Source organism: Flavobacterium sp. WC2509, assembly GCF_052683105.1.
The window spans coordinates 1,386,578-1,399,451 of record NZ_JBQZFG010000001.1 but is presented as its reverse complement, the minus strand read 5'-3'; the positions used below and the strand labels follow the sequence as shown (position 1 = coordinate 1,399,451).

Sequence of the window (12,874 nt, the reverse complement as noted above, 5' to 3'; positions counted from 1 at the left end):
CCTTAATTTATGTTTTTTAATTCTTTAGCTTTCGCTATTTTTTTGCCAATTGTATTTCTTCTCTATTGGTTTGTTTTCAATAAAAATAAGAGTACTCAAAATGCGGTATTGATTATTGCGAGTTATTATTTTTATTCTTGTTGGGATTGGCGTTTTTTGTTTCTGTTGGTTTTTTCCACCTTTTTAGATTATTATACAGGTATTAGAATTGAAAAAAGCCAGACAGAGAAAAGCCGAAAATTTTGGTTTTGGCTGAGTATTTCAGTCAATCTGGGTTTTTTAGGTGTGTTTAAATATTATAACTTTTTCGCCAATTCGTTTGCTGAATTACTCACAGGAGTAGGCTTCAAGGCAAGTCCCTTTTTGTTGGATATAGTTCTGCCTGTTGGGATTTCATTTTATACTTTCCACGGCTTATCTTATGTCATTGATATTTATTACAAGCGTATCAAAGCAGAATATAATTTTGTTGATTACTCCTTATTTGTTAGTTATTTTCCGTTGCTGGTAGCGGGTCCTATCGAAAGAGCTACTCATTTATTGCCTCAAGTAAAAGTGAAGCGAACGTTTGATTATAAGATGGCAAAAGAAGGAATTTATCAATTAATCTGGGGATTGCTTAAAAAAGTAGTTATTGCAGATACTTGTGCGACTTATGCCAACGCTATTTTTGATAATTATAATGGTATGAATTCCTTGTCACTAATTTTGGGAGCCGTTTATTTTGCGTTTCAGATTTATGGAGATTTTTCAGGTTATTCGGATATGGCATTGGGAATGTCTAAATTGTTTGGAATTGATTTGCTAAGGAATTTTAATTATCCCTATTTCTCTAGAGATATTGCTGAGTTTTGGCGTCGCTGGCACATTTCGTTATCTTCTTGGTTTAAAGACTATTTATATATTCCTTTAGGAGGAAGCAAAGGTGGTATCTGGATGAAAATCAGAAATACTTTTATCATTTTTGTAGTAAGTGGTTTTTGGCATGGTGCTAATTGGACTTATCTGGCTTGGGGGTTTATTAATGCCGTATATTTTTTACCCTTATTATTGTTGAAGAAAAACAGAAATAATATTGAAAGTGCTGACTTGAGTTGGAATTTAGAATCGATTAAAGTTCGACTTAATATTGTGCTAACTTTTTTACTTTCCTGTGTAGCCTGGGTATTTTTTAGAGCCAAAACAATAACAGATGCTGTATTATATTTGAAGAGAATCTTTGTTAATGGTGAATTTGCATCGCAATACCTTTCCAACGAGAGATACAATTATGAGTTGTTAATTATGGTTGTTTTGTTTGTTTTAGTAGAGTGGAATAACCGAACAAAGATAGAACCCATTTCAGGAAAATATTCTTATCTAAAATTGAGTTTGTGTTTGGCTGCTATTATTGCACTTGGAACTTATTCAGATTATAAAGAATTTATCTATTTTCAGTTTTAATGAAGGAAGAGGGATATTTTCGTTTTGCCCCGACCCTAAAGGGAGCCGAAAATGGGTAATTTATTTGAAAGTGATGATGATTTTCGTTTTGTCCCGGCCCTAAAGGGAGCCGAAAATTAGGGAATTAGGTTTTGCTCTGACCGTAATGAGAGCCGAAAATGGGGCTATAGATTTTTGAATTAAAACTATTTAATATGCTATGGATCAGAATCCGCTTAAACCAGATGATATGTGGAAAGGTGCATCTCCACAGATTTTTTCAAATGCAAAAAAATTAAGAGAGAATCCAACAGAGGCTGAGGAAAAGCTATGGTTAGCAGTAAAAGATAATCAGATAGAGGGATATAAGTTTAGAAGGCAACATCCTCTTAGTATTTATGTCGCTGATTTTTACTGCCATGCTCTAAAGTTAGTAATTGAGGTTGATGGTGATTATCATTTGGTTGAAGAACAACAGCTTTTGGATAATAAAAGAACAAGTGATATTGAATTTCAAGGATTAAAAGTAATTCGATTCACAAATGAGGAAGTATTGTTAAAATTATCAGAAGTTATAGATAGAATTAAAGAGTTTATTAAGACAGTATCTTAGATTTTTGTTTTACCCCAGCCCTAAAGGGAGCCAAAAATGAGGAATTGAAGATCTTAGGTTTTACTCCAGTCCTTAAGGGAGCCAAAATGAGTAATTAAAGATCTCGGTTTTACCCCGAGTCTAAAGGGATCCGAAAATGAAGCGATGATCTGAAATGGAAGATGTTGTCTCTTTTTTACCCTTTGGAGTTGGCGAAAGAAAAAAGAAATATAAATAAAAAACAGAATACGATTTTAATGCAAAAACTTTTATTATTTATTTTAAAAACATTAATCCTAGCAATAGGAATTGCAGTTGTGTTGGATTTTATATATACAGCTATCTATCTGCAATCGAACAATAGAGGGAAAATAGATTATGTGTACAACTCAAAACCTAGAAATTATGACGTAGTTATTTTGGGTTCATCCAGAGCCAATAATCATTTTGTGTCTCAAATGTTTGAAGATAGAGGTTTAAAAACCTTTAATTTTGGAATGAGTGGGGGACATTTGTTCGAAGCCGATTTGTTATTAAAATTGATGATTGAGCGCCATTATAAAATTAAAAATGTAGTCCTTGAAGCCGATTTGAATTTGTCTAATGAACATCGAGCCGATGGAATTTCTTCGAAGTTTTTACCGTATTTGCATGATTCCAAAATTATTGAAGAGCATTTTTCAACAGAAGAAGATTTTAATTCTTTATACTATATCCCATTTTATCGTTACATTAAATTTGATCCTCAGATTGGATTTAGAGAGACTATCAAAACAGCTCTTAAGGAAAGAACTAGCAATTTAGAAAATGCAGGTTATTATCCTTTAAAAAAACATAAAAAAGGAAATATGAAAAACAATATTGTGAATCTAAATCCATTGCCACATAATAAATATTATGAGGGAATCAAAAAGATTTGCAAAACAAATAATATCAATTTAATTGTAGTTATGACACCAATGTGTGAAAATGTAGTTGGAATGAATTATTTTGATAAAGTAAAAAAAGCCTATCCCGAAATCCATAATTATGAAAATGTGGTTAAAGAAGATCAATATTTTTCCTCTTGTGGACACATGAATGATACAGGAGCAAGATTATTTACTGCTCGAATTTTAAAAGATTTTTTTAATAAATAATTCGAAGGCCTTCCATTTACAAATAACTAAAACCTAATGAAAATAGCTTTTTTAACTCCAGAGTACCCACATACCAGAACTGGAAATTCAGGAGGAATTGGTACGAGTATCAAGAATTTAGCTAAAGGACTTTTGGAGGAAGGTTGTCAAGTTCGTGTATTGGTTTATGGTCAAAAGGAAGAAAATATTTTTGAGGATGACGGCGTTGTAATCCAGCAAATCCGAAATGTAAAAGTTAAGGGATTGTCTTGGTTTTTTACACGAAAAAAAATAGAAAAAATCATCAATCAATTGTATGCTAATGCAGCAATAGATTTGGTAGAAGCACCAGATTGGACTGGAATCACCTCTTTTATTCAGCCAAAAAAATGCCCAATTGTTATAAGGCTAAATGGCTCTGATACTTATTTTTGTAATCTAGATCAGCGGAAGGTGAAATGGAATAATAAATTTCATGAAAAAAGAGCCTTGCAAAATGCAGATGCTTTGCTTTCGGTAAGTCAGTTTACAGCAGAGGAAACGAATCGGGTTTTTGATTTGCAAAAGCAATTTACCATTATCCCCAATTCAATAGATATTACTTCTTTTGGAACAGATAAAACAATTCAGGAAGTACCTAATACTGTTTTGTATTTTGGAAGTTTGATTCGGAAAAAAGGATTATTAGAACTTCCTTTGATATTTAATGAATTGATACAGCTTAACCCGTCAGCAAAATTAGTTTTAGTAGGCAAAGATGTACCAGATATTATTTCGGGTTCGCCTTCTACTTGGGTAATGATGCAATCGTTATTTTCAGAAAAAGCCTTGACTAATGTTAGTTATTTAGGAAGCGTGCCTTATCAGGATATTCAAAAGTATATTAGTGAATCATCGGTTTGTGTGTTTCCTTCTTTTGCGGAAGCGTTACCCGTTTCTTGGATAGAGGCTATGGCAATGCAAAAAGCGATTGTAGCATCAAACATAGGCTGGGCAACCGATGTAATTGATGATGAAGTTAATGGTTTTTTGGTTAATCCTAAAAGTCATGCAGTATATGCTTCTAAAATTAATATATTGCTTTCCAATGCTCAAAAGCGTCAGCAATTTGGAATTTTGGCTAGAGAAAAAGTGATTCAAAAGTTCAGTATTTTGGTCGTGGCACAACAAAGTTTGGCATTTTATAAACAACTCTCAAACAGATGATATTAAAAGAATATAAAACGAATTCAGGTGAGATTATTTTATATAATGGAAATCCAGATTTCGACAAATTAGAACAGCTTTCGAATGGAGCAGGAGATATTTGGCACAGTTCTTTTGAACAAGGTTATAAAAATGCCTTTCCAGAATTAGTGTATCAAACTGCTGTTTTCTTTTGGTACATCAATGATTTTGATAATTTAAAAGAATGTGTAAGCTGGAGAATTAATCCCAATGCATTTGCTCTTAGAAAATCGGTTTGGGAAACATTAAAAGGTTTTGATAATGAATATGGAAATCTTCAGTTACAGGCGCTAGATTTTGGTTACAATGCGGTACGTAATTCGGGAGCAGTTTCATTGTATGTGAACCATTTATTTGCAACTACTGAAATTGAAAAAATAAATATCTCCGCTAGAGATCGCTATACTTTTTTCGTAAAAAATTTCAAGTTAGATCATGCGTTATTTATGATTTATCGACAAGGTTTTTGGAAATATACCGAATGGGACGCTTTTTTTTATACTAAAAATAAATTCAAGAAAACTTCAGCAAAGCCGGTGCTACAACCAAAGGAATTGCAACCTATTGAGGGTAATCCAACAGTAAGTTATATTATTCCAACGATGTTTCGCCAAGATTATACTTTGCAATTATTAGCTGATTTAGTAAAACAAAATTATCAAGTTAATCAAGTAGTCGTAGTTGATGCAACTCCTGTGAATGATCGTGATGAGAGTTTGTATAATCCAAAAGATTACCCATTTGAATTAATCGTAAAATGGCAGGAATCCAAAGGGAGTTGTCGGGCAAGAAATGAAGCAATTGATTTATGTACAGGAGATTATATTGTTTTTGGGGATGATGATATCCGAATTCCATCGGATTTTATAGAAAATCATATTCGATTTTTGCAGACAAATAATGCTGGAGCTTGTAATGGATTGGATATTCGTGCCGATCATCAAAAGCAGGATTTACAGGATTTAGAAAATAAATTAGAAAGAATTGGTGATAAAAGATGGATTGCTGGCTGTACCCAAATGTTTAGTAATGCCAATTCCTGTGTAAAAAGAGAATTTGTTGAACAGTTGGTTGGGAACGATGTTAATTTTGATGGGGGTTACGGTGAAGACAGCGATTTTGGTTTGTCTTTGTCAAAAATAGGAGTTACGGTATTGCACAATCCTTTTTCTGTAAATCTGCATCTTAAACCTCCATTAGGTGGCTATCGTTTTTGGGGATTACAGGCTAAAGTTACTGGTAAAAAAAGAAAGGCACAACCATGGGAGTTAGACGTTCCAGTAAAAAAAATTAAACCTGTTCCTAGTCCCACGGTGATGTATGGGATTGTTAAACATTTTACGCCTCAACAAGTTATTGAATATAAGAAAAAGCATTTTTTTCTATATCTTTTTAAAGGGAAAAAAACCTCTTTTTTATACCGATTGATTCGGATTCCATATAAAAACATTCAATTTAAAAAATCCTTGTTTTATGCCAAAAACTTATTGGCTTTAGGAAAAAGAACTAATTAGGGTATGAATTTTTCTTTAATAATCTGTACTTATATGCGTCCTAAACCGCTGTTGCAACTGTTGCAATCGGTTAAGGAGCAAACGATATATCCCGATGAAATTTTGATTATTGATGGATCAACTAATCAGGAAACTGAATTTATTTTAAAAGAAAATTATTTTCAAAATTTATATTATTTTTTGGTTTCCGATGCGAATAGAGGATTGACTAAACAAAGAAATTTTGGTGTTTCGAAAGTGAATTCGAATTCAGAAATTGTTTGTTTCTTGGATGATGATACGGTTTTGGAAAAAGATTACTTTGAACAATTATTACAGACGTATCAAATTCATCCAGAAGCTTTGGGAGTTGGGGGGTATATAAGTAATGAAACCAACTGGAATTTTGTTGGAGATAATTACCATGTTTCAATTAATGAGTTTTATTTTGATGGCTGGAAACGCAAAGATGGCTCTCGTTTTATTCTTCGAAAGAAATTAGGTTTAGACAGCGATTGTCCTCCTGGATATTCATCATTATATTCCCATGGAAGGAGCATTGGATTTTTGCCTCCAAGTGGAAAAGTTTATGAAACAGAAATGCTTATGGGAGGTGTTTCTTCTTTTAGAAAAAAAGTGTTTGACACGATAGAATTCTCCACTTATTTTGAAGGTTATGGTTTGTATGAAGATGCTGATTTTACGTTACGAGTTGCCAAAAAAGGTAAATTGTATCTAAATACTGCTGCCAAATTAAATCATTATCACGATGCTTCTGGAAGACCAAATTTATACCTATACGGAAAAATGGTGGTGAGAAACGGCTGGTACGTATGGAGAGTGAAAAATCCTGTTCCTAAATTCAAAAATCGTTTAAAATGGCATTTGATTACAATAGTATTGATATTGATACGATTTTCGAATACATTTACGATGGCTCAAAAAAGGCATGCATTTACAGAAGCAATGGGCCGAACTATAGGTTGGTGGAGTTTAATTTTTAATAGGCCTAAAAATAAACAATAATGGTGTTTTGTATTGTAACACATGTTGAACATATTGAGTATAAAGGCAACTATTTTGCTTATGCGCCTTATGTAAATGAAATGAATATATGGGGAGCAAACGTTAATGAAATTGTTTTGTTAGCTCCTCGAAAAAAAAATACTATTTCTCCTATTCATACTTTTTATACAAATCCAAGAATCTCTTTTAATCGAATTAAGGAGTTTGATTTAGTTTCATTTAGAGGGATTTTAAAAACTTTTTTTGCAATATCGTTCAATTGTTGGGCTATTTTTTGGGCTATGAGAAGTGCAGATCATATTCATCTGCGTTGTCCTGGTAATATAGGGCTTTTGGGCTGTTTCATTCAAGTTTTGTTTCCTAATAAAAAGAAAACAGCCAAATATGCAGGTAATTGGGATCCAAGAGCAAAACAGCCTTGGAGTTATCGTTTGCAAAAATGGATATTGAGTAATACATTCTTGACTAGAAATATGCAAGTTTTGGTGTATGGCGAATGGGAAAATCAATCTAAAAATATAAAACCCTTTTTTACTGCAACTTATTTAGAATCAGATAAAAATGACTTTAAAGAAAAATCATTTACTCAAACGATTCGTTTTATTTTTGTTGGAACATTAGTAAAAGGAAAAAATCCACTATATGCGATTCAATTGATAGAAAAATTATTTAAAAAAGGTTATCAAGTACATTTGGATTTATATGGTGAAGGAGTAGAAAGAGATTTTTTAGAACGTTATATTTTAGATGCTAATTTAAGAGGAGTGGTAGAGTTGAAAGGGAATCAGTCTAAAGACTTTGTAAAAGAGGCGTATCAAAATAGTCATTTTGTTATTTTGCCCTCCAAAAGTGAAGGTTGGCCAAAAGCAATTGCTGAAGGTATGTTTTGGGGCTGTGTACCAATTGCTTCACCAGTTTCCTGCGTACCCTTTATGTTGGATTTTGGAAATAGAGGACTACTGTTGCAAATGACCCGAGAGTCTGGCTCGAACTGGCGAAGCAATTTAGATCAAGATATTCAGCAATTAGAAGCTTTGTTAAATGACGAATTAGAATTTGTAGCTAAAGGTCAAAAGGCTTTTGAGTGGTCAACAAAATATACACTTGATGTTTTTGAAACTGAAATAAGAAAACTACTGTTACCATGAGAATAGTTCAACTAATAGATTCTTTGGAAGCGGGTGGCTCAGAACGCATGGCGGTAAGTTATGCCAATACTTTGGCTAATAATATTGAATTTTCAGGGTTGGTTGTTACTAGAAAACAAGGAGTTTTGTTAGATCAAATTAATCCGAATGTCTCGTATTTGTTTTTGAATAAAAAGAAACAGCTGGATTTCAATGCTCTTTTTCGATTACGTTCTTTTGTTTTAAAAAATAAGGTCACTCATATCCATGCGCATAGCACTTCCTTTTTTTTAGCTTTTTTATTAAAATTGATTTGCCCTTTTGTAAAGTTGATTTGGCATTATCATTATGGTAATATTAAAATATTGCCTAAAAAAAGAATCATAATTTTTAGAGCAGTAATGCCTTTTTTTCATGGAGTTATAGCCGTTAATCAAAATCTAAGGTTATGGATTGAAAACAATCTAAAATCAAAAAATGCCATTTATTTACCGAATTTTCCTGTACAGACTACAGTTTCAGAACATAAAACTCAATTGTTTGGAATTGAAGGGAAACGGATAGTATCTTTGGCAAATCTTAGGGAAGACAAAAATCATTTTTTATTATTGAAAGTGGCTGAAAAATTAAAACAATCTCATCCCGATTGGACTTTTCATTTGGTAGGGAAAGATTTTGATGACGATTATGCCAAACAAATTAAAGATTTAATTACAGCATATGATTTAGAGAATAATGTCTTTCTTTATGGTTCTAAACAAGACATAGAAAATATACTTAATCAAGCAACAATTGCAATTTTGACTTCACAGTCAGAAGGGTTACCTGTATCACTTTTAGAATATGGTTTGTTGAAAAAAGCAGTAGTAGTGACCCATGTGGGGGAAATCCCTATGGTAGTTCAACATGGAAAAAATGGATTTATTGTAGCTTCAAATGAAGCTGATTTATTTTATCAATCGTTATTAAATTTGATAGAAAATAAGACTTTACGAACTGATTTTGGAGAAGCTCTTTTTAATACTATTCAGGCTGATTATACAGATGAAAGCGTTATAAAAAAATATTTAAATTGGTTGCAAATTAGTTAAAATGAAGAAAGAAGAATTGTCATACATCTACTTAATGCTGTTTCATGCTTCTCTTGGAGTATTGGTATTTGTGTTGCCTTTTATTTCAAAAATCTATACAATTGCCATATTGACTTTTGGTATTTATTATATAGTCAAGACTAAAAATAGAAATAATGAAGTTCTTGTAATGTCTGCTTATGTAGTAAGTGTTGAAGTGCTTTTGCGCATGACCGACGGTATGCTCTTGAATGAATTTGGTAAATATTCTATCCTTATTTTTATGTTTTTAGGAATGATTTATTCGGGATTCACTAATAAAGCATTTTTATATTGGATTTTTTTACTGCTACTGATTCCTGGAATTATTTTAGCCACACTTACTTTAGATTTGGATACAGATGTAAGGAAGGCAATTGCATTTAATTTATCTGGTCCTGTTTGTTTAGGGGTTAGTGCAATATATTGTTATCAAAGGAAAATATCCTTTGATCGATTATTTGGAGTAATTACAGCATTTTCTTTGCCTTTAATTGCTGTTGTGGTTTATTTATTTTTATATACGCCAAGTGTAAAAGCAGTAGTGACTGGAACTCAATCTAACTTTGAAACTTCTGGAGGATTTGGTCCTAATCAAGTAGCTACTATATTGGGATTAGGGGTTTTTATATTTTTTGTTCAGTTGGTTTTGAATTCCAGAATCAAATTATTACTGATTGTAAATGCTGGATTCGTGATGGTTTTTGCTTTTAGAGGAATTGTAACTTTTTCCAGAGGAGGTATTTTGACAGCATTAATGATGGTTATTGTGTTTTTGTTAGTATTGTATTTTCAGGCTAATTTAAAAACAAAACCTAAAATTGGAATGATAATTATGTTGTCGTTTGTAGCAGGGTTAGGTGTTTGGGGATATAGTTCACTACAAACTAGCGGATTGATTAATAAACGCTATGCCAATCAAGATGCCGCTGGAAGAGAAAAGAAAAGTCAATTGACAGGTAGAGAAACTCTTATAGCCACAGAAATGCAAATGTTTTTTGATAATCCTATTTTAGGTGTTGGAGTGGGCAGGAATAAGGAAATTAGGGAGAAAGAAACTGGAATTGTATCTGCCTCGCATAATGAAATTACCAGAATGTTAGCAGAGCATGGCTCTTTTGGGTTGATTGACTTGCTGATTTTATTATTCACTCCTTTGTTTTTATTTATGGTGGATCGTCAAAATATTTTGGCGCTTTCTTTTTTAGTTTTTTGGCTATTAACCATTAATCATGCAGCCATGCGATTAGCGGCACCTGCGTTTGTTTATGCCCTTTCATTATTAAAAGTTTATACTGTTGAAAAACCTACTATACATAGGGAATAAATTATCCAAGCACGGAGTTACTCCAACTACAATAGAAATTCTTGGTCCTTTTTTGGAACAGGAAGGTTTTAGTGTGAAATATAGTTCTTCTCAAAAAAATAAAATCCTGCGGCTAATTGTTATGTTGTGGAATGTTTTTCAGTACAGGAAAGTAGATTTTGTACTTATTGATACCTACAGCACAAATAATTTTTGGTATGCTTTTGCAATTTCTCAGTTGTGTCGTTTATTGAAAATAAAATATATTCCAATATTACACGGGGGAAATTTGCCTTTTCGATTAAAGAAGAATCCAAAAATTTGTAAAATGATTTTTAAACATTCTTTTCAAAATGTGGCACCTTCTCTTTTTTTGGTTAATGAATTTAAAGCTGAAGGTTATGATAATGTAATTCATATCCCAAATGCTATTGAATTAGATAAGTACCCTTTTTTGGAACGAAAAAAAGCAGTCCCCAATTTATTATGGGTTCGTTCTTTTGCCAAAATATACAATCCAATAATGGCTGTTGAGGTGTTTGCTTCTTTAAAAGAAAGATACCCAGAAGCAACTCTTTGTATGGTTGGACCTGAAAAGGATGGCAGTTTATTAGGAACTAAACAAAGAGCAAAAGAGCTTAATGTTGAGGTGTCTTTTACAGGGAAATTATCCAAAGAAGATTGGATTGCTATATCTAAAAATTATTCTATTTTTATAAATACAACTCATTTTGACAATATGCCTGTGAGCGTGATTGAAGCCATGTCCTTAGGTCTGGCTATAATTTCTACGAATGTTGGAGGTATTCCTTTTTTATTAAAAAATGAAAAAGAGGCTTTATTAGTTCCAGATGAGGATGTTGATAAAATGGAAGAGGCAATCATTAGATTAATGGAAGACCCTGATTTATTTAGTGTAATTACAACTAATGCCAGAAATAAATCAAAACAATTTGAGTGGCAGGAAGTTAGAGAGCAATGGCTGACTGTTTTAAAATAAAAGAGATTATTTCCTTAATATAATAGCTAACTTGCAACCAAATTCAAGCCTAGAAGTCATGAATAGTTCAAAAAAAATGCATTTCGAAATATCTGAGCGTAAAGTGCTTTTACGGATTTTTGATGTGCTTTTTGTTTTATTTGGTTTGTATTGTTTGAGTTTTGTTTCTGATTTTAATTATTTTCATTTCTCAATGACTAATTATTATTGGATCATTGTTTTAACCGTATATATTAATGTATTTGGAGCTATTTTTGAAATGTATAATCTTCAAGTAGCAAGCAATCATTTTCAGGTGTTACGTAGCACAATTTTGACTACTACTTCTACAGTGCTATTTTATTTGTTGACACCCGTTTTCTCTCCTGAATTACCTAAAAGTCGTTTACAAATACTCCTTTTTTATATTTTCTTTTTTATGTCATTATATGCTTGGAGAATGATTTATGTTCATTTTTTGGCATCCAATAGATTTGTTCAAAATATAATTTTACTTTGTGATAGAGAACAAGTTGAAGAACTTGTTTTAGGCTTAGAAAGCGTTGACCCACATTATAGAATTATTGGATACATAAATTTAGAAACGGATGCTACTTCCGAATTTGAATATAAAAAAGTGAAACATGTTGAAGCAAACGAGCTGAGTAAATTTGTTAAAGAAAATGGCATTTCTGAAATAGTAGTAGCTTCTCAAAAAACAGATGGAATCACTGCCGATTTATACCAGCAATTACTTTATTTGTTAGAATCGGGTAAGAGTATTAGAGAATATACTCAAGTGTTTGAAAGTAAAACACAGCGAATCCCTGTTCAATATATTTCTAGAGATTTTTATCGATTTTTCCCGTTTAGTCGCAGTAATCAAAACAAATTATATTTATCATTTGTTCGATTACTTGAAATTGTTTTATCGTTGATAGGATTGAGTATTGGGCTTGCTATACTTCCTTTAATTCTGATTGGGAATGTTTTTTGGAACAAAGGAAAATTGTTTTATACTCAAAAAAGAGTAGGCAAAGATGGAGTTGTCTTTAAAATAATTAAGTTTAGAACGATGGTTAAAAATGCCGAAAAGGCAGGAGCTGTTTTTGCCAAAAGTAATGATGTTAGGGTAACTAAATTTGGGAAAATTTTAAGAAAAACGAGAATAGACGAATTCCCTCAGTTTATTAATATTTTAAAAGGCGATATGGCAGTAATTGGACCAAGACCTGAGAGGCCTGTGTTTGTTAAAGAAATTGCAGAAACAATGCCATTCTACGAAACTCGTCATATTATTAAACCAGGTTTAACTGGTTGGGCTCAAGTTAATTATTCCTACGGAGAAAAACTAGAGGACAGTTTGATAAAGTTGCAATATGATTTGTATTATATCAAACACCGAAGTATTTATTTGGATTTAGATATTTCTTTCAAAACGATATCCACTATTTTGTTTTACAGAGGCCAGTAAA

General features: G+C 32.1%; 11 protein-coding genes. All 11 read left to right on the top strand.

From position 1 onward, the window contains the following. Nucleotides 1-9: 9 nt before the first annotated feature. The 11 genes from ACUN3A_RS05820 to ACUN3A_RS05770 all read left to right on the top strand — a co-directional run bounded on the left by ACUN3A_RS05820 (nt 10) and on the right by ACUN3A_RS05770 (nt 12,873). Nucleotides 10-1,443: an MBOAT family O-acyltransferase gene (locus ACUN3A_RS05820; protein ID WP_445550392.1), complete on the top strand. Its 1,434-nt coding sequence runs from the start codon at nt 10-12 to the stop codon at nt 1,441-1,443. Between the two features lie 199 nt (nt 1,444-1,642). Continuing rightward, nucleotides 1,643-2,035 carry an endonuclease domain-containing protein gene (locus ACUN3A_RS05815; protein WP_445550391.1) on the top strand — a complete coding sequence of 131 codons (393 nt, stop codon included), beginning with the start codon at nt 1,643-1,645 and terminating at the stop codon, nt 2,033-2,035. Between the two features lie 236 nt (nt 2,036-2,271). Next, complete coding sequence (locus tag ACUN3A_RS05810) at nt 2,272-3,153, top strand: hypothetical protein (RefSeq protein ID WP_445550390.1); 882 nt, start codon at nt 2,272-2,274, stop codon at nt 3,151-3,153. A 36-nt stretch (nt 3,154-3,189) separates the two neighbouring features. Beyond that, nucleotides 3,190-4,338 (top strand): glycosyltransferase family 4 protein, encoded by a 1,149-nt coding sequence (locus tag ACUN3A_RS05805; protein WP_445550389.1) that lies wholly within the window; start codon nt 3,190-3,192, stop codon nt 4,336-4,338. Then, nucleotides 4,335-5,873 carry a glycosyltransferase family 2 protein gene (locus ACUN3A_RS05800; RefSeq protein ID WP_445550388.1) on the top strand — a complete coding sequence of 513 codons (1,539 nt, stop codon included), beginning with the start codon at nt 4,335-4,337 and terminating at the stop codon, nt 5,871-5,873. The genes ACUN3A_RS05805 and ACUN3A_RS05800 overlap by 4 nt, the downstream gene beginning before the upstream one ends. Nucleotides 5,874-5,876: 3 nt before the next feature. Beyond that, nucleotides 5,877-6,878 (top strand): glycosyltransferase family 2 protein, encoded by a 1,002-nt coding sequence (locus tag ACUN3A_RS05795; RefSeq protein ID WP_445550387.1) that lies wholly within the window; start codon nt 5,877-5,879, stop codon nt 6,876-6,878. Next, a complete protein-coding gene (locus ACUN3A_RS05790) occupies nt 6,878-8,026 on the top strand; it encodes a glycosyltransferase (RefSeq protein ID WP_445550386.1) in 1,149 nt (382 codons plus the stop codon). The genes ACUN3A_RS05795 and ACUN3A_RS05790 overlap by 1 nt, the downstream gene beginning before the upstream one ends. Then, nucleotides 8,023-9,096, top strand: coding sequence for a glycosyltransferase family 4 protein (locus ACUN3A_RS05785; protein ID WP_445550385.1), 1,074 nt, complete (start codon nt 8,023-8,025; stop codon nt 9,094-9,096). Before ACUN3A_RS05790 ends, ACUN3A_RS05785 begins: the two co-directional genes overlap by 4 nt. Nucleotide 9,097: 1 nt before the next feature. Beyond that, nucleotides 9,098-10,441, top strand: coding sequence for an O-antigen ligase family protein (locus ACUN3A_RS05780; protein WP_445550384.1), 1,344 nt, complete (start codon nt 9,098-9,100; stop codon nt 10,439-10,441). Next, entirely contained in the window at nt 10,413-11,420 is a 1,008-nt protein-coding gene (locus ACUN3A_RS05775) for a glycosyltransferase family 4 protein (RefSeq protein WP_445550383.1), read from the top strand. Before ACUN3A_RS05780 ends, ACUN3A_RS05775 begins: the two co-directional genes overlap by 29 nt. 58 nt (nt 11,421-11,478) lie before the next feature. Next, nucleotides 11,479-12,873 carry an exopolysaccharide biosynthesis polyprenyl glycosylphosphotransferase gene (locus ACUN3A_RS05770; RefSeq protein ID WP_445550382.1) on the top strand — a complete coding sequence of 465 codons (1,395 nt, stop codon included), beginning with the start codon at nt 11,479-11,481 and terminating at the stop codon, nt 12,871-12,873. Nucleotide 12,874: the final 1 nt, after the last annotated feature.

Bases quoted from the DNA above. Each gene is read 5' to 3' on its own strand.
- ACUN3A_RS05785 (WP_445550385.1), top strand. From the start codon at position 8,023: ATGAGAATAGTTCAACTAATAGATTCTTTGGAAGCGGGTGGCTCAGAA.
- ACUN3A_RS05795 (WP_445550387.1), top strand. From the start codon at position 5,877: ATGAATTTTTCTTTAATAATCTGTACTTATATGCGTCCTAAACCGCTG.
- ACUN3A_RS05780 (WP_445550384.1), top strand. From the start codon at position 9,098: ATGAAGAAAGAAGAATTGTCATACATCTACTTAATGCTGTTTCATGCT.
- ACUN3A_RS05805 (WP_445550389.1), top strand. From the start codon at position 3,190: ATGAAAATAGCTTTTTTAACTCCAGAGTACCCACATACCAGAACTGGA.
- ACUN3A_RS05810 (WP_445550390.1), top strand. From the start codon at position 2,272: ATGCAAAAACTTTTATTATTTATTTTAAAAACATTAATCCTAGCAATA.
- ACUN3A_RS05815 (WP_445550391.1), top strand. From the start codon at position 1,643: ATGGATCAGAATCCGCTTAAACCAGATGATATGTGGAAAGGTGCATCT.
- ACUN3A_RS05790 (WP_445550386.1), top strand. From the start codon at position 6,878: ATGGTGTTTTGTATTGTAACACATGTTGAACATATTGAGTATAAAGGC.
- ACUN3A_RS05800 (WP_445550388.1), top strand. From the start codon at position 4,335: ATGATATTAAAAGAATATAAAACGAATTCAGGTGAGATTATTTTATAT.
- ACUN3A_RS05820 (WP_445550392.1), top strand. From the start codon at position 10: ATGTTTTTTAATTCTTTAGCTTTCGCTATTTTTTTGCCAATTGTATTT.
- ACUN3A_RS05770 (WP_445550382.1), top strand. From the start codon at position 11,479: ATGAATAGTTCAAAAAAAATGCATTTCGAAATATCTGAGCGTAAAGTG.